Origin of the sequence: Myxococcus sp. SDU36 (genome assembly GCF_030168875.1) — a bacterium.
In the GTDB taxonomy this organism is placed as follows: Bacteria; Myxococcota; Myxococcia; order Myxococcales; family Myxococcaceae; genus Myxococcus; species Myxococcus vastator.
Genome location: NZ_CP077414.1, coordinates 1,062,033 through 1,078,935 on the forward strand (window position 1 = coordinate 1,062,033; position 16,903 = coordinate 1,078,935).

A 16,903-nucleotide genomic window follows, 5' to 3' on the forward strand; every position below is an offset into this window, starting at 1 on the left:
CCCATGTCGAATGAAAACCAGGCGCCCGTCAGCGCCTGGGATGGGGTTGTCGCGCGCGTCAGTCAGCCTCGCTTCCTCGTCGGGGCCAGCCTGTTTCGCATCTGCGCGGGGCTCGCCATCGTCATCCAGTACCTGCTGAATCATGCCCAGCGGCGATACTTGTTTGGCCCGGAGGGCCTCTGGCCGTGGGACACGTTCTCCTCGGGCATGGCGAGCTCGGCGACCTTCTCTGTCTACGCCTGGAGCCGTTCGCTCGTCTGGTTCGAGGTCTGCTTCCACCTGGGACTGGTGGTGTCCCTGTTGTGGCTGGTGGGGTGGCGCACCCGCCTCACCACGCCCCTGACGTATGTCTTCTTCTGGTCCCTGCATCAGCGCTTCCCTGGCATCTGGGATGGAGGTGACAACCTCATCCACCTGGTGCTCGTGTATGCGATGTTCGCGGACGTCGGGGCCTGGTTTTCCCTGGACGCGAAGCGCCGGGCGTCGAAGCCCGCCGAGCCGCGCTCGCTGGGCGCGCGGCTGGGGGGCATGTTCCACAACACGGCCATCCTCGCCTTCGCCCTGCAGCTCAGCCTCGTGTATGGCGTGGCGGGCCTCTACAAGGTGCAGGGCGACGTCTGGCAGGACGGCACGGCCCTCTACCACGCCTTCCGGAGCGGCCAGTTCGTCTGGCCCGGCTTCTCCGAGCTGCTCTATCAGAACGCCGTGGTGGTGACGCTGCTGTCCCATGGGACGGTCGCCTTCCAGGTGGCGTTCCCCTTCCTGCTCTTCTTGAACCGGCACACCCGCCGCGTCGCGGTGGCGCTGGGCCTCGCGTTTCATCTCGGAATCGCGCTGTTCCTCGGCCTCATCACCTTCTCCCTCTTCATGGCGTCCGTGGACCTGGCTCTCATCGACGACGACGAGTACCGCGCCCTGGGGAAATGGCTCACGCGGCTGTGGCGTCGCTGGTTCCCGGGCGGGAGCCCGCGCATGCCGGCGGCGGCCCAGGCCTTACAGGAACAGTCCTCGGAATCCCCGCTGGCGTAAGCCGGACGGGGCTCATGAAGGCAGGCCCGGCGTGTGTCCGGTGTCTGTCGTCATGCCCACCCACGCAACCCACCACCAGGAGACGTCACATGAAGAAGACGCTTGCTCGTTTCGGTCTGCTCGGTCTGCTCGCGGGCCTCGCCGGCATGTCCTACTCGATGCCCGCGGCGGCCGCCCCCAAGGCCACCCAGCAGCAGAACCTGGGCTACTACGAGTACGAGATCATCATCACCGAGAACGAAATCTACCTCATCTACGAGTACGGCGAGTTCGCCCCGGTCGCCAACGCGGCGGCCACCGCGCTGAACGACGCCACGTTCGACAACTAGTCGTTCGCCGTTCCTGACAGGCGCGCGACGTGCTTCACGGCACGTCGCGCGCTTGTTGCTTCGTGTCCCTCCAGCCCGACCCTGAGCCGTGATGAAGCGATTCCTGATGTGGGCCATTGGTGTGGTGGTCGTCGTCGTGGGTTTCCTCGTGGGGCAGCGCTTCTCCGCGGCGCCGCCCACCCAGGGCTCCCCGCCCGCCGCGCCCCCGGGCAACCGGGTCGTGGTGCGCACCGACACGTCCAGTGCCGCGGGGCCGCGGGGCCGAGGCGGCGGCCCGGGAGAGGCGGCCTCGCTGCCCGTCGTTCCCGACGCGGACGACCCGGGCACGCTCCAGCTCCAGGGCCTGGTGCTGGACGCGCAGGAGCTGCCCGTGCCGGGGGCGCTCGTGCGGCTGGATTCGGCGTCGGTGAGCCCGGTGCGGACGGGACAGGATGGCACCTTCCTCTTCACCGGCCTGCCCGCCAGGGCGTTCCAGATTGAGGCCCTCCACGAGGGGGCCATGGCCGGCCCCGTCTCCTTCTGGTTGCGTGAGCGCACCGAGCCCCTGGTGCTGCACCTGCTGCCCACGGCGTCCCTGAGGGTGGACGTGGTGGATCAGGGCGCCCGCCGTCCGCTCCCGGGCGCGCAGGTGGAGGTCCGGGTTCCCCAGCCGCGCATCGAGCAGACGGATGCCTCCGGCCGCGCGCTCGTGAAGGCGCTTCCTTCGGGCCGGCACACGCTGCGGGTGACGGCCGAAGGCTTCGCGCCCGTCTGGCGGGTGGTGCAGGTCGGCGCCGCGTCGGCGGTGCCGCAGCAGCTCACCGTGGAGCTGCGCGCAGGCGCCGCGGTGTCGGGCACGGTGGTGGACGCGCGCGGTGCTCCGGTGCCGGGCGCGCGCATCACGCCGGCCCCGCAGGCCCGCTCGCTGCTGCCGCTGACCGATGCGCGGTGGGATGGGGTGGTGGCGGACGCGGAGGGCCGGTGGCGCGTCGACAGCCTGGAGCCCGGGCTCTATCGCTTCACGGCGTCGGGGTCGCGGCACGCTCCAGGGACGTCCGCTCCGGTGCGCGTGGAGGACACCCGGCCCGTGGACGGCGTCGTGGTGGCCATGGGCGACGCGGCTCGGCTCGCGGGCACCGTAGTGGATGGCAATGGCGACCCCATGCCCGGTGCGGTGGTGCGGGTCGTCCTGGATGAGGGATTGGGTCGCACGCTGGCGCGGCAGGCCTCGGTGGACGCGCGCGGGGCCTTCCAGATGGAGGACCTGCCCCGGCGGCGGGTCGCGGTGGCCGCCGTCCATGACGCCGCGTCGTCCTCCACCCGCTACGTCGACCTCGCTCAGGACGGCGCGGGCTCGGCGGTGGAGCTGGTGCTGGACGCAACGGGCGTGGTGCGCGGGCGCGTGGAGTTCGCCAGCGGCGAACCCGTGGGCGAAGCCGTCATCATGGCCGAGCCCGCCAGCGCGCTGGCGCGAGGCCGCGTGGAGGGCACGCTGCGCGGCAGGCACGTCGCCGTCGCGGATCCGGGCGGACGGTTCGAAGTCCGGGGCCTCGTTCACGGGACGTACAACCTGCGAGCCGCGGCGCCTGGCACGCCGCCGCACCAGCGGGTGGCGTGGATGGGAGCGCCGGTCCGCGCGGAGACGGGCGGCTCCGAAGTGGTCGTGCGGATGCGCCGGGGCGGCAGCCTGTCCGGCCAGGTGCGCCTGGAGGACGGCGCGGCGCCCGCAGCCTTCACCGTCACGCTGCGAGGTGGCGCCGGCACGTCGTTTGGCGGCGGCGATGGCCGCTTCCAGGTCAACGGCATCCCCGCGGGCGAGTACACCGTGTTCGTCTCCGGCCCCGGCTTCCTCACGAAGTCGCTGCCCGCGCTGAAGGTGGAGGAGGACCAGGACACGAACCTGGGCGCGGTCGTCCTCTCGCGCGGCCGCCGGCTCACTGGCCGGGTGGTGAGCGCGGCGGGGGCGCCGGTGCAGGGGGCCACCGTCACCGTGTCGCAGCAACTGCGCGGCAGCGCGGTGGTGGTGGGCTCGGCGGCGGAGCTGGAGCACGGTCTGCAGCAGGCGCGCAGCGACGCGGAGGGCCGCTTCGTGCTGGAGGGCCTGCCCATCTCCATCCTGCAACTCGGCGCGGAGCACCCCGTGGAGGGCCGCTCCGCCTTCGTGCGGGTGGAGGAGGGCGTCCAGGACCGGACGCTGGAGGTGAAGCTCTCCGCGGTGGGACACCTCGAGGGGACGGTGCGGCGAGGCACCGAGCCCGTGAGCGGCGCCCTGGTGGTCGTCACCAGCCCGGGCGCGCCGTCGGGTGGCACCAGCAGCGCCACCGGCACGGACGGCGGCTTCCAGTTCGACAGCCTCACCCCCGGTACGTACACGGTGCTGGCGGTGGTCGACTCCGGCGCGGGCCAGCAGGTGGAGCGCGCCACCGTCACCCTCCGCCCCGCGGAGCGCGCGCGCGTGGACCTGGAGCTGCCGCGTGGCGAAGTGACGCTCCTGGTGCGCGCCCAGCCCGCGCCCCAAGGCCCGAGCGCCGACGCGGCGCGCGCCATCCTCCTGGCCCAGGGACAACCCGGGACGCAGGCCTCACCCTCACAAGTGCAGACGTTGACCCTGAGCGAGCCCGCGCGCTTCGCGAGCGTCGTGCCGGGCAGCTACCAGGTCTGTGTGAGCGCCGCGCCCGTCTCGGGGACACAGGGAACGGACGCCGGCTCGCCCTCGCCCGCCCAGTGTCAGCCCGTGCGCGTGTCGCTGTCGCCCGCGGAGCAACTGATGATGGTCACCATGCCCGCCCCCTGACACGGGCCTGGGCTGTTCAACGCTTGTTCAATCCCTGTGGATGGACCGCGCGGGTGACGGTGTGTTTCACCCCGTCATCAACGAGCCCCGAGGGCAAGTTGCATGTTTCTGTCGGAACAGTCTGATTATTCCGACAGGTTTGGATTGCCAGGGGTGTGTCAGGGGTTAGGATGGCGACTCATCCGGGGGGGCCGGTATGGCCGGGGTGAGTCACGCAATGATTGACCAGGATGTGGGCGCACCTGTGCTTCGGGGGCGATTTGGCCATACACGCGGGGAGGACGTGCGAACGGAGGGTCCCGTGTGCACGGAGGCTCCCGGCGGCAGGGTGCTCGCACGGGGGGTTGACGCGCTGGAGGTGCGGGTGGAGGCCCTGCTCGGCGAGCACCTGGAGGCCGTGCGACGGCGGGTGGACTCGCGCTTCGCCGTGCTGATGGTGGGGCAGTGGCTGGTCGCCATCGCGGTGGCGGCGGTGCTGTCGCCCTTTGCCTGGCAGGGGACGTCGCGGGTGGTGCATCCCCATCTGCAAGTGGCGGGGGTGTTGGGCGGCCTGCTGTCCGCCTTCCCGCTGGTGCTGGCGCGGCTGCGGCCCGGGGATGTCGCCACGCGGCACGTGGTGGCGGTGGCGCAGATGCTCTGGGCCGCGCTCTTCATCCACCTGACGGGTGGCCGCATCGAAACGCACTTCTACGTGTTCGGCTCGCTGGCCTTCCTGGCCTTCTACCGGGACCCGGCGGTGATGGCGACCGCCACCGTCACGGCGGTGCTGGAGCACTGCCTGCGCGGCATCTGGTGGCCGGAGTCCATCTTCGGCGTGTCGAATCCGGCGTGGTGGCGCTTCCTGGAGCACGCCTTCTGGATGGTGTTCGTCAACGGGGTGCTGGTGATTGCGTGCCGCGAGACGCTGGGGGAGATGCGGCGCGTGGCGGTGCAGCAGGTGTTGCTGGAGGGCGCGTACGCGAACGAGCGCGTGGACCATGAGCATGCGCTGGCGCGCGTGCGCCGGGAGCTGAGCTCCTACCGCGAGCAGGCCGCGCGGGTGGAGAAGCTGGCGGCGGTGGGGCGGATGACGGCGACGGTGAGCCACGAGCTGCGCAACCCGCTGGCCGCGGCCCGCACCGCCAACGCCGTGGTCGTCCGTCACCTGCGCAAGCTGGACGTGACGCTGGCGGACCAGCGGCTCCAGCGCTTCCTGGAAATCATCGAGCGTGAGCTGGCGGTGTGCTCACGCATCTCCTCCGAGCTGCTGGACTTCGCTCGCGAGCGCCCGCTGGAGCTGCGGCCCTGCTCGCTGCACGCGTTGATGGAGGAGGTGCTGGACGTGGTGCCGGCCCGCGAAGGCGTGCGCATCCAGAACAGCGTCCCCCCTTCGCTGGAGCCGCCCTGGGTGGACCGCGAGCTGCTGCGCAAGGTGCTCATCAACCTGGTGCAGAACGCGGTGGAGGCCCTGCCCGAGGGCCGGCCGGGCCGGGTGGACGTGCTCGCGGAGGGCGGCAATGGAAGCGCCTTCCTCATCCGCGTGTCCGACAACGGCATGGGCATTTCGGAGGCGATGCAGGAGCGCATCTTCGAGCCGCTCTTCACGACGAAGCCCGCGGGCACGGGCCTGGGCCTGTCGGTGGTGGCCAGCGCGGTGCGGCAGCACGGCGGCACCCTGCGCGTGGAGAGCCGGAAAGGGGAGGGCAGCGTCTTCACCCTCTGCCTCCCGGCGGGTTGCCAGGCCGCCGAAGTCGCCCTCTAGCTCCAGGACACCTCGTACTCGCCGTCCAGCAGGCCCGTGGCGCGCCCGAGGATGTGCGTGTCGCGGGCGCCAACGGCGGCCAGCGCCGCGCGCAGCACGCCCTCGTGGTAGCTGTGCGGCATGAAGTCGCGGAACATGTCGAGGCGGCCCTGGCGCTCGCCCATCCACTCCACGTCCCGCTCGCCGTAGCTGACGGCGGTGCTGTAGCCGGACGGCAGGTTGCTGACGAGCCGGCGTGGGCAGCCCCCGGACAACGCCAGGAAGCTGCGCCCCACCACGGTGCTCAGGAAGTCCTGGGCGGACCGGGCGCCAATGGTCCGCATGGCCGCCTCGAAGCCGCCCAGCCGCGGCGCCAGCAGCCCCGCGGCGCTGAAGGACAGCCGCAGGAAGCTGGTGATGGGGTACAGGAAGAAGGGCACGAAGGCGCGCTCGCGCGAGGCCGCCAGGCACCGCGCCGCGGCGGCCGCTCCCGCCTCCTTCCGGACCACGTCCAACGCCCCCAGGAAGAACATTCCCCGGGCGCGGTCCTTCTCCTCAGCGCGGCTCAGCCGCCGAGCCAGCTCCGTCAAAGGTTCAGGCGTTCCCCGCTCGACCCCGAACGCAATCATGGCCACCCCCGCGCTGGGAGACGGCGCTCGGCGCGCGCCCCTCCTCGTGTGGCTCAGAAAGTGAGGGAAATCGAGAAAGGGTGAAAGCCCGCACGGCTACGACCCCGGGGCAGGGGGGAGCGCCATGGGTGAACAGAGGAGGGGCCGCGTCAGAGGGAGCGCCAGGCTCCAGCCGCCAGGCGGCGTGGCCGCGGGCGGTGTGGCCTGAACATCAATTCACGGCGGTGGGCCGACGCTCCAACCGCCGCGTTTTGAACGCTCAGGCCTGGAAGGCTTCGCGCACTCCGTCGCGGCGCAGGGTGAAGAGCATCCACACGGCCACGGGGACGCCAATGACGCAGCCGGGAGACAGGATGTAGAGCGCGGTGATGCCGCCCACCGTGGCCAGGCCGTAGCCCTTCAGGTTGAGCGCGCAGATGGCGCCCCAGGCGGACAGCACCCCGCAGAGGATGCCCACGAGCAGCATCAGCGCCAGCGTGGGCGACAGCTCCAGCGTGGACGCCTCCGCGCCCGCGGGGACGAAGGGGGAGGTCACCTTCAGCGCCGCCAGCACGAACCCGGCGATGTTGTAGATGACGTTCAGCACGCCCACGCACAGCAGGAAGAAGGCGGGCGGGCGGATGATGTTGAGGACCTTGTGGCGCGGGTCGTCTTTGGGCAGGTGGATTCCAGGACCACTCATGAACGGGCTCGCAGTGCGCTCACGATCATCCGCGTCGCCGGGGACTTGTTGAGCGTGTAGAAGTGGATGCCAGGCACGCCGCGCGACAGCAGCTCCATGCACTGCACCGTCGCATGCGCCACGCCGAGCTGGGCCATGGCCTCCGGGTTGTCCTTCACCCGTTCGAGCTGCAACGACAAGCGCATGGGCACGGTGGCTCCGCACAGGCGCGTGAATCGTTGGATCTGCTCGTAGTTGGTGATGGGCATGATGCCGGGGACGATGGGGACGTTGATGCCCGCGCGCCGCGCCCGCTCCACGAAGTCGAAGTAGAACGCGTTGTCGAAGAAGAGCTGCGTCACCACGAAGTCCAGGCCCGCATCCACCTTGGCCTTGAGATGACGCAGGTCGTCGTCACGGGAGGGCGTTTCCACGTGGCCCTCCGGATAGCACGCTCCCCCGAGGCAGAAGTTGAAATCCTCTTCTCGGATGAATCGCACCATCTCCGACGCGTAGCGGAACCCCCCGGGCGCGGGCTCGAAGCGCGTCTGGCCCCTGGGCGGGTCTCCGCGCAGCACCAGGATGTTGTCCACCTTCGCGGCCGACAGCCGCTCCAGCACCGTGCGCAGCTCCGCCGGGGAGTGGCCCCCGCACGTCAGGTGCGCCATCGCCTCGATGCCCGTCTCCTGCTTGATGCGCAGCACCAGGTCCACCGTCTGGGTCCGGGTGCTGCCGCCCGCGCCCTCCGTCACGGAGACGAACCCCGGCTGCAGGGTCGCCAGGTCTTCCAGCGCCTTGAGCAGGTTGGCCGCGCCTTCGTCCGTCCGGGGCGGGAAGAACTCGAAGGAGAAGCACGGGTCGGAGGGATTCAACCGATTACGAATCTTCATGTTGCTTCCAGTGTAGACGCTCCGCGTCGTCCTTGATCGGGCAAGTCTCGCGGCTATAGTCCGCGCCGTTTTCCACACCCCTCCAGGAGAAGAAGATGGCCCGGCACACGCCCCTCAACGAGGCTCACCGCAAGCTGGGGGCCCGGATGGTCGACTTCGCTGGTTGGGACATGCCCGTCCAGTACAGCTCCGTCATCGGCGAGCATGAAGCCGTGCGCACCGGCGTTGGCCTGTTCGACGTCTCCCACATGGGCGAGGTGGAGTTCACCGGCCCCGGCGCCCTGGAGACGGTCAACGCGCTCATCTCCAACGACCTGGCCCGCATCGCGGACGGGCAGGCGGTGTACGCGGGCCTGCTCGACGAGCGGGGCACCTTCGTGGACGACGTCGTCGCCTACCGCTTCAGCCCCGAGCGCATCCTCATCTGCGTCAACTCCAGCAACCGCGAGAAGGACTTCGCGTGGATGAAGACGCACGCCCAGGGTGTGGCGCCCGTGGACCGGAGCGACGACTACGCGCAGCTCGCCGTGCAGGGCCCCAAGGCCGCCGGACTGGTCCAGCGCCTGACGAAGACGGACCTGTCGAAGCTCGGCACCTACCGCTTCACCGAGGGCGAGGTCGCCGGCGTGAAGTGCCTCATCTCCCGCACCGGCTACACCGGCGAGGACGGCTTCGAGCTGTACAGCGCGGCGCGGGACGCGGTGGCGCTGTGGGACGCGCTGCTCACTGAAGGCCAGCAAGACGGCGTGAAGCCGTGCGGCCTGGGCGCCCGTGACAGCCTCCGCACGGAGATGAAGTACGCGCTCTACGGCAACGACATCGACGATCAGCACACCGCGCTGGAGGCCGGGCTGGGGTGGATCGTCAAGCTGGACAAGGCGGCCTTCATCGGCAAGGAGGCGCTGGTGGCGCAGAAGGCCGCGGGCGTGAAGCGCAAGCTGGTGGGCTTCGAGCTGACCGGCAGCGGCATCCCTCGCCACGGCTACGCCATCCTCAAGGACGGCGCGCCGGTGGGCGAGGTGACCAGCGGCACCCTGGGCCCCACCGTGAAGAAGGCCATTGGCATCGGCTACGTGCCCACCGCGCTGTCCGCGGAGGGCTCCACCTTCGACGTGGACATCCGCGGCCGCGCGGTGCCCGCCGTGGTGGTGAAGACTCCGTTCCACAAGAAGCCCTGAAGCATCCTCGTTCCAGACAGGAGCACCGACATGGCCGACAACATCCCCGGCGACCTGAAGTACACCCGTGAGCACGAGTGGGCCCGCGTCCAGGGCACCTCGGTGGTGGTGGGCGTCACGCAGCACGCGCAGGAGTCCCTGGGCGACGTGGTCTACGTGGAGCTGCCCAAGGTGGGCGCCACCGTGACGGAGGGCAAGCAGTTCGGCGTCATTGAGTCCACCAAGGCGGTGTCGGAGCTGTACTCGCCGCTGACGGGCAAGGTGGTGAAGGTGAACGACGGCCTGTCCGACAACCCCTCCGCCGTGAACACCGACCCCTATGGTGCCGGCTGGATCGTGGAGATCGAGCCCTCGGACCCCAAGCAGGTGGACGGACTCCTGGACGCCGCCGCGTACACCGCCCTGCTCCAGAACAGCTGAGAGTGAAGGGACGGGGACTGGCTGTTAGGGACGGTCCTCGACTTCTCGACGCACGACTCGCCCGCGAGCCCCAAAGCCATGTCCTTGAACTGGAAGTATCAGGAGCCGTTTGCCGGCCGTCACAACGGCCCGGATGAGACCGAGCTGAAGCAGCTGCTGTCCGCGCTGGGCGTGGACTCGCTCGATGCCTTCATCGACCAGGCCGTCCCGCCCGTCATCCGCGCCCAGGCGCCGCTGAAGCTCGCGGCCGCGCGCGGCGAGCACGAGCTGCTGGCGGCCCTGGAGTCCATCGCCGCGAAGAACCAGGTGTTCCGGTCCTTCATCGGCATGGGCTACCACGACACGCTCACGCCGAACGTCATCCTCCGCAATGTCTTCCAGAACCCCGGCTGGTACACCCAGTACACGCCCTACCAGGCGGAGATTTCGCAGGGCCGCCTGGAGGCGCTGCTCAACTTCCAGACGTTGGTCATGGACCTGACGGGCCTGGAGGTGGCCAACGCCTCGCTGCTGGATGAAGGCACCGCCGCCGCGGAGGCCATGGCCCTGGCCGTGCACCTCAAGGGCGAGGAGTCCGGCGCGGCCTTCTTCGTGTCCGACGCCTGCCACCCGCAGACGGTGGACATCGTGCGCACCCGCGCCCAGCCGCTGGGCGTGGAGGTGGTGGTGGGTGACCACCGCGCGGTGGACCTGGGCTCGAAGAAGTTCGTGGGCGCGCTGGTGCAGTACCCGGCCACGGACGGCGCGGTGTTTGATTACCGCGCCTTCGGCGAGCAGGTGCACGCCGCGGGCGGCCTGTTCGTGGTGGCCGCGGACCTGCTCAGCCTCACGCTGCTGACGCCGCCGGGTGAGTTCGGCGCGGACGTGGCCGTGGGCAGCGCCCAGCGCTTCGGGGTGCCCATGGGCTACGGCGGCCCGCACGCGGGCTACTTCGCCACGAAGAGCGCGTACACCCGCGTCATGCCCGGCCGCATCATCGGCGTGTCCGAGGACGCGCAGGGCCGCCGCGCGCTGCGCATGGCGCTCCAGACGCGCGAGCAGCACATCCGCCGCGAGAAGGCGACGAGCAACATCTGCACCGCGCAGGTGCTGCTGGCCGTCATCGCCAGCATGTACGCCGTCTACCACGGCCCCTCCGGGCTGAAGGCCATCGCCGAGCGCGTGCACGGCCTCACGGTGCTGCTGGCGCGCGGCCTGGCGAAGCTGGGCCTCAAGCTGAAGCATGAGCAGTACTTCGACACGCTGCGCGTGGAGCTGACCGCCGCGCACGTGCGCGCGGTGCTGGGGGCCGCCGAGGCGGCGCGGATGAACTTCCGCCGCATCGACGAGAAGACGCTGGGCGTGTCCCTGGACGAGACGACGCGGCCCGCGGACGTGGAGGACATCCTGGCGGCCTTCGCCACCGGCACCGGCAAGTCCTCCGCGCCGGTGTTGGCAGACCTGGTGGGTGACGGCGTGGAGAGCGCCGTGTCGCAGGCGCTGCGCCGCTCCAGCGCGTACCTCACGCACCCCGTCTTCAACAGCTACCACTCCGAGACGGAGATGCTGCGCTACATCCGGCGGCTCGAGGCGAAGGACCTGTCCCTCACGCACTCGATGATTCCGCTGGGCAGCTGCACCATGAAGCTCAACGCCACCGCGGAGATGATTCCGGTGACGTGGCCCCAGTTCGGGCGGCTGCACCCGTTCGCGCCCACCTCGCAGGCGGCCGGCTACAAGGTCATCTTCGAGCAGCTGGAGCAGATGCTGACGCAGGTGACGGGCTTCGCGGGTTGCTCGCTCCAGCCCAACGCCGGCAGCCAGGGCGAGTACGCGGGCCTGCTCGTCATCCGCGCGTACCACCAGAGCCGCGGACAGGGGCACCGGAACGTGTGTTTGATTCCGTCCTCCGCGCACGGCACCAACCCCGCCTCGGCGGTGATGGCCGGCTACAAGGTCGTCGTCACGAAGTGCGATGAGAATGGCAACATCGACCTGGACGACCTGCGCGCCAAGGCGGAGGCGCACAAGGACGCGCTGGCCGCGCTGATGGTGACGTACCCGTCCACCCACGGCGTGTTCGAGGAGGAGATTCGCGAAATCTGCGCCATCATCCACGAGCGCGGCGGCCAGGTGTACATGGACGGCGCCAACCTCAACGCGCAGGTGGGCCTCACGGCGCCGGGATTGATTGGCGCGGACGTGTGCCACATCAACCTGCACAAGACGTTCTGCATCCCGCACGGCGGCGGCGGCCCGGGCATGGGCCCCATCTGCGTGGCCAGCCACCTGGTGAAGTTCCTGCCGGGGCACCCCGTCATCCACACGGGGGGCTCGGAGGCCATTGGCGCCATCTCCGCGGCGCCGTGGGGCAGCGCGAGCATCCTGCTCATCTCGTGGATGTACATCGCCATGATGGGCGGCGAGGGCCTCACCCAGGCCACCAAGCTGGCCATCCTCAACGCCAACTACGTGGCCGAGCGGCTCGACGCGCACTACCCGGTGCTGTACCGGGGCAAGCGCGGCAAGGTGGCGCACGAGTGCATCGTCGACCTGCGCCCGCTCAAGAAGACGGCGGGCGTGGAGGTGGAGGACGTGGCCAAGCGGCTCATGGACTACGGCTTCCACGCGCCCACCGTATCCTTCCCGGTGGCGGGCACGCTCATGATTGAGCCGACGGAGAGCGAGTCCAAGGCCGAGCTGGACCGCTTCTGCGACGCGATGATCGCCATCCGTCAGGAGATTCGGGACATCGAGGAGGGCCGCATGCCCAAGGACAACAACGTCCTCAAGCACGCGCCGCACACCGCGCGCGTCGTCGCCGCGCCGGAGTGGAACCGTCCCTACTCGCGGGAGCAGGCCGTGTTCCCCACGCCGTGGGTCCGTGACAACAAGTTCTGGCCCTCCGTGGGCCGGCTCAACAGCGTGCTCGGTGACCGGAAGCTGGTCTGCGCGTGCCCGCCCATCGAGGACTACATGACGCCGGAGCCGAAGGCCGCCACGGCCTGACGCGCACTTCGCCTCGCGGGGTGACACAGGCCGTCTCCCTCCGTGGGGAGGCGGCCTTCGTCGTCACGCGGGGGCGGCCATGGCGCCGCGGTCCGGCTCCACGTGGACCACCACGTCCACCAGCTGGGGATAGGCGGCTTGCAGCGCGCGCTCCACCCGGTCCGCCACCTCGTGGGCCTGCGCGGTGGTGAGCTGCGGGTCCACCTCGATTTTGAGGTCCACGTAGACGCTCTCCTCCATGCCGCGGCTGCGCACGTCGCGGCAGGAGCGCACGCCCGGGACGGCCAGCGTGTGCCGCTTCACCTCGTCAGGCTCCAGGCGCGCCGTGTCGGAGAGGATGCCCACCGCCTGCCGGACGATGCCGTAGGCCACCCAGGCCACGAACACCATCACCGCCAGCGCAATCAGCCCGTCCGCGCGCGGGTAGCCCAGCCACACGAGCAGCAGGGAGCCCAGCACCGCCAGGGTGACGTAGACGTCGGACATCGTGTGGCTCGCGTCCGCCAGCAGCAGGGAGCTCTTGTACTTGCGCCCGTAGTGCCGCTCCACCCGCGTCACCACCAGGTTCACCACCAGGGTGAAGGCCATGACGGCCGCCATGGTGCCCGTCACCTGGGGGTGCTTGTCGTTGAGCACCGAGTCGAGCGCCATGCGCCCCAGCTCCAGCATGCCCACGCCAATCATCGCGCCGATGCCCAGCGACGCGAGCGCCTCGAACTTGCCGTGGCCATAGGGGTGGTCCTCGTCCGCCGGGCGTGACGCCACGCCCATGGCCACCAGCCCCAGCACGTTGGAGCCACCGTCGATGAACGAGTGCAGCCCGTCCGCCGTCACCGCCGCGGACTGGCTGAGCATCCCGAAGAGCAGCTTGGCGCTGGCCACCACCCAGTTGGCCACGAGGATGCCCAGCAGCACGTGGCGGACCTTCCGGTTCCGCTCCTGCTGCGCGAGGTTTCTGTCGGTGAGCGTCGTTGCTTCCACGGCGCCGCACGGTACTTCAGCGCGCGCTCAGTTGGGCTGGCGGAACAGCCGCATCTTCGGGCCGCCGCCCATCTCCATGAAGAAGCCGAACTGGAACTTCACCTTGGCGTCGTCCGACAGCAGGCCGGGCGGCGGGTTGGGGAAGGGCTGCGCGCGTTTGAAGGACGACACTGCCTCGAAGTCGAGGAAGTCGAGCCCGCTGCTCTTCTCCACCTGGATGTCCATCACCTGGCCGCGCTCGTCGAGCGTGATTTGCAGCAGCGTGTACCTGTCCCGCCCCGTGTAGATGCCACCGGTGGGGTCCCTGCGGCGCAGCTGATCGTTGGGGTTCCAGTGCATGCCCACGCTCTGCTTCACGCGGTTGAAGAAGCTGGCGTACTTCCACTCGCGCGTGTTGAGCAGGGTGCCGTCGCCTTCCTCGGCGTCCTGCAGGTGGTCATTGGGCGCGGCGCCCAGAATCTTGTCCATGACGGCGCGCGACGGCGTCAGCGACGCCAGCCCCGGAGCGCCCGCGCGGCCCGTGGAGCCGGCTTCCTCGCCGCCGGTGCCGGGCTGGATGTTGAGGCGCTTGGAGTTGCCCACCACCTCGTCGCTCTCGTTCTGGTTGTTCACTTCCACGCCCGGGCCCGGCGACGTCGGGTCCGTCTTCATCGCCACCTCGTTCTTCTTGCGGGCGTCGGGAATCTCGAAGGCGGGCCTCTGGCCACCCTGGGACACGGGCCGGTCGTCGTTGCCCATGCCGTTGTTGCCGGCCATGCGCGGCGGCGTCTGCGCGTCCGTGTTCTGGCCTTCCTGATTCTGCGGCGCCGTCCGCTGGGGCATGGCGTTCCGGTAGAAGGGCGTCTGCTCCCGGGCGCGCGTCTCCTTGTTCACGCGGTTGTTGCTCTCCGCGAGGTACTTCGCGTTCGGGTCCACCTCGTTGTTGCCGGGCGCGACGTCCACCACCTGCCCCTTGGGCGGCTCGTCGGGCTTCTTCTCCTCCGGCTTCTTGTCCAGGGCCTTGGGACGCTCCGACGCCTGGGACTTCGTCTGGGGGGAGGCCTTGCCGCGGTTCTGCGCCCATTGGTCGGCGGTGAGCGGACGCACGGCCACGGAGGTGGGCCTCGTCACGGGCTTGCGCGGCTTTCCGTCACCCTGGAACGAGCTCGTCAGCAGCAGGGTACCCACGTAGACGGCATGGAGGAGCAGGGCGAGCGCGAGCGCCGCGGCGAAGCGCCCCGCGGACGACCCCTGCCGCTTCCGGCGGCGCCAGTTTGTTGGAGAACCCGTGCTCACGGCGGGATGATAAACCTCCGAACGGGCGGAGTAGTCCCGTCGCGTTCAAGGATAACCCCTCTCCAGCTTCAATAGATGGGGGCCACCTCGGCACCGTTGAAGTAGTGACGGAGGATGTCCTGGTAGCGCTGCCCGGCCTCCGCCCGGCCGATGGCGCCCGTCTGGCACATTCCTACGCCGTGCCCCCAGCCCCCGCCACGGAAAAGCCAGCCGGTGAGCCGGCCCTCGGCGTCCCGCTCGGCCACCACCACCGCCATGCTGCTGTTGAGCATGCCGAACAGGCGGCGGATGTTGAGCTCGCCCCGGACCTGGGTGGCGCCCTTGTCGCCGGACACCGACAGCACGGCCGCGCGGCCGGAGACGCCCCGCTCCGTCAGCGCCAGGGCCTGGACGCGCCCCACGCCCAGCCGCTTCAGGCGGGTATCCACCTGCTCGGCCGTGAAGCGCTTCTCCCACCGGAACTTGCTGGGCTGCGCGAAGCTGGACAGCCGGCAGGCCGCCGGGAGGTGGGCGGTCGTCAGCCAGCGCTCCAGGCTGGCGGGCAGGGCAATGGCGCCCACGGGGCCGATGACGTCCGGGCGGCCACGCAAGCTGGGGTCCGGAGCCCCACCCCACACCACGTCGTTGTCCTCGGTGTGTCCGCCGCAGACGGCGCTGTAGACGGAGTCCACCAGGCGGCCGTCCCCGCTGAAGAGGCCTTCGCCCCGGGTCGCCTCCACGGCGGCGGTGGTGCTCGCGGCCTCACCGGTACGGCCCCGGTAGACGGCGCAGTGCTGCTCCGAGCACAGGAGGTAGGGGTCCGCCAGGTGCTTGATGCCCACCTTCGCCAGCACCTCGCCGCGCGCGGTGACGGCCTGGGCCTTGAGCGCCTCCGAGTGGGCCCGGGCGAAGATCTCCGCGGGCACCAGGCCCTTGAGCAGGTCCTCCAAGGGGACGACATTCACTACCGCCAGCCGGCCCGAGCGGTCCACGACGAGCTGGAGCGCGCCCCGGAACGTGCGGTCCTCGAAGCCGTGGAAGGCGTAGCCCACGCCGTATTCGACCTGGCGCACGTCGAAGCCCGCGCCGTCGGGCGTCTCCGCGTCCAGCCGGTCCTGGGCCAGGCCCACGACGACGCCCGCCTCGTCGCGCACCTCCAGGATGGCCTTGGAAGGCGTGCGCACCTCTTCGAACAGGGTCGTCTGCACGCCGTGGCTGCGCAGCAGCTCCGCCTGCTTCCCGCTGGCGGCCTCGGGCGTGAGGACCTCGTCCACCAGCAGCAGGGTGCGCCGGTTGTCGATGACCTTCCCGGCGATGCCGTAGACGGAGCCCAGGACCTGGGCCCGGACCGCGAGCCCCTTCTCGCGCCATGACTCCAGCGCAGCCTGGAGGCCCGCGCGGTCGGCCATGCGGAACTCGGCCAGCTGCACGCGCGCGGACAGCACCGCAGGGCTCCCCTGCGTCACCCGGACCGTCCAGCGCGTGCCCGCCGCCGCGTCGAGCAGCTTCTCGTCGGGCCCGCCGAAGCGCAGGCGCATCCGGCCTCGCGGGGAGAAGGTGACCTCGTTCCGGCCCTCCATCAGGCGCACCGGTACGCGTGGCTCACCGCCACGGAAGTCCAGGCGCTTGAGGTCTCCCGGCGTGGGAATCCCCTGGGCCAGCGGGTCCTCCACCTGCGGTGGCGCCGTGCCCGTTGACGGCGCCTCGTGGTGGCCGTGGCTGTGCCGCGGTGGTGCTTCCGGGGTCGCTCCGCCAGGCGCGCCCGCTTCGCTGTCCTGTGGGCCCGACGCGGCCTCGGACGATGACACGACGGCCGGCCCGGTCGCGGATGCACGGGGGCTGTCAGCCGCGGGTTGCGAGGCCGCGCAGGCGGAGAGCAGGACGGCGGCGAGAAGCTGTGTGACGGCGTGGCGCACGGGGGGCGCCACCGTACTGTCGCACCTCCAAGCTGTCACGGACCGTTCGTCGTGCGCCCGCCGGGCAGGCTGGCTGGTGCGTGTCGGGACGCGAGGGGATGAATAGCGCACAGGGCTCCCGGCGTTGCCCCTGCT

Annotated in this window: 13 protein-coding genes; 7 read left to right on the top strand and 6 right to left on the bottom strand. The window is 70.4% G+C overall.

Annotated elements, in window-relative coordinates; translation table 11 throughout:
• Nucleotides 1-3 precede the first annotated feature (3 nt).
• The 4 genes from KGD87_RS04330 (at nucleotide 4) to KGD87_RS04345 (ending at nucleotide 5,872) form a co-directional block, all read left to right on the top strand.
• The gene (locus tag KGD87_RS04330; protein ID WP_284666279.1) at nucleotides 4-1,029 is read left to right on the top strand and encodes an HTTM domain-containing protein; all 1,026 of its coding nucleotides are present in this window, start codon (nucleotides 4-6) and stop codon (nucleotides 1,027-1,029) included.
• Nucleotides 1,030-1,118: 89 nt separating this feature from the next.
• The gene (locus KGD87_RS04335; protein ID WP_284666280.1) at nucleotides 1,119-1,358 is read left to right on the top strand and encodes a hypothetical protein; all 240 of its coding nucleotides are present in this window, start codon (nucleotides 1,119-1,121) and stop codon (nucleotides 1,356-1,358) included.
• A gap of 91 nt (nucleotides 1,359-1,449) precedes the next feature.
• Nucleotides 1,450-4,131 (top strand): MSCRAMM family protein, encoded by a 2,682-nt coding sequence (locus KGD87_RS04340; protein WP_284668580.1) that lies wholly within the window; start codon nucleotides 1,450-1,452, stop codon nucleotides 4,129-4,131.
• A 217-nt stretch (nucleotides 4,132-4,348) separates the two neighbouring features.
• A complete protein-coding gene (locus KGD87_RS04345; RefSeq protein WP_350101439.1) occupies nucleotides 4,349-5,872 on the top strand; it encodes a sensor histidine kinase in 1,524 nt (507 codons plus the stop codon).
• Here KGD87_RS04345 and KGD87_RS04350 read toward each other — a convergent pair.
• From KGD87_RS04350 to metF, 3 genes are all read right to left on the bottom strand, one after another.
• Entirely contained in the window at nucleotides 5,869-6,480 is a 612-nt protein-coding gene (locus tag KGD87_RS04350; protein ID WP_284666282.1) for a DUF2378 family protein, read from the bottom strand. The two genes, KGD87_RS04345 and KGD87_RS04350, sit on opposite strands and share 4 nt — an antisense overlap.
• Before the next feature lie 259 nt (nucleotides 6,481-6,739).
• Nucleotides 6,740-7,162, bottom strand: coding sequence for a hypothetical protein (locus KGD87_RS04355; protein WP_163782103.1), 423 nt, complete (start codon nucleotides 7,160-7,162; stop codon nucleotides 6,740-6,742).
• Complete coding sequence (gene metF, locus KGD87_RS04360) at nucleotides 7,159-8,031, bottom strand: methylenetetrahydrofolate reductase [NAD(P)H] (protein ID WP_284666283.1); 873 nt, start codon at nucleotides 8,029-8,031, stop codon at nucleotides 7,159-7,161. Before metF ends, KGD87_RS04355 begins: the two co-directional genes overlap by 4 nt.
• 95 nt (nucleotides 8,032-8,126) lie before the next feature.
• Here metF and gcvT point away from each other — a divergent pair, with 95 nt between their 5' ends.
• The 3 genes from gcvT to gcvP all read left to right on the top strand — a co-directional run bounded on the left by gcvT (nucleotide 8,127) and on the right by gcvP (nucleotide 12,617).
• Entirely contained in the window at nucleotides 8,127-9,209 is a 1,083-nt protein-coding gene (gcvT, locus tag KGD87_RS04365; protein WP_284666284.1) for a glycine cleavage system aminomethyltransferase GcvT, read from the top strand.
• 30 nt (nucleotides 9,210-9,239) lie between these two features.
• On the top strand, nucleotides 9,240-9,629 hold the full coding sequence (gene gcvH, locus KGD87_RS04370; RefSeq protein WP_163782097.1) for a glycine cleavage system protein GcvH: 390 nt from the start codon (nucleotides 9,240-9,242) through the stop codon (nucleotides 9,627-9,629).
• 78 nt (nucleotides 9,630-9,707) lie between these two features.
• Nucleotides 9,708-12,617, top strand: a complete 2,910-nt coding sequence (gcvP, locus tag KGD87_RS04375; protein WP_284666285.1) for an aminomethyl-transferring glycine dehydrogenase — start codon at nucleotides 9,708-9,710, stop codon at nucleotides 12,615-12,617.
• Nucleotides 12,618-12,680: 63 nt separating this feature from the next.
• Here the strand turns inward: gcvP and KGD87_RS04380 are convergent, their stop codons facing one another.
• The 3 genes from KGD87_RS04380 to KGD87_RS04390 all read right to left on the bottom strand — a co-directional run bounded on the left by KGD87_RS04380 (nucleotide 12,681) and on the right by KGD87_RS04390 (nucleotide 16,807).
• On the bottom strand, nucleotides 12,681-13,598 hold the full coding sequence (locus KGD87_RS04380) for a cation diffusion facilitator family transporter (protein WP_284666286.1): 918 nt from the start codon (nucleotides 13,596-13,598) through the stop codon (nucleotides 12,681-12,683).
• Between the two features lie 27 nt (nucleotides 13,599-13,625).
• Nucleotides 13,626-14,873, bottom strand: a complete 1,248-nt coding sequence (locus tag KGD87_RS04385; RefSeq protein WP_284666287.1) for an energy transducer TonB family protein — start codon at nucleotides 14,871-14,873, stop codon at nucleotides 13,626-13,628.
• Between the two features lie 68 nt (nucleotides 14,874-14,941).
• On the bottom strand, nucleotides 14,942-16,807 hold the full coding sequence (locus KGD87_RS04390; protein WP_284666288.1) for a SpoIID/LytB domain-containing protein: 1,866 nt from the start codon (nucleotides 16,805-16,807) through the stop codon (nucleotides 14,942-14,944).
• Nucleotides 16,808-16,903 lie beyond the last annotated feature (96 nt).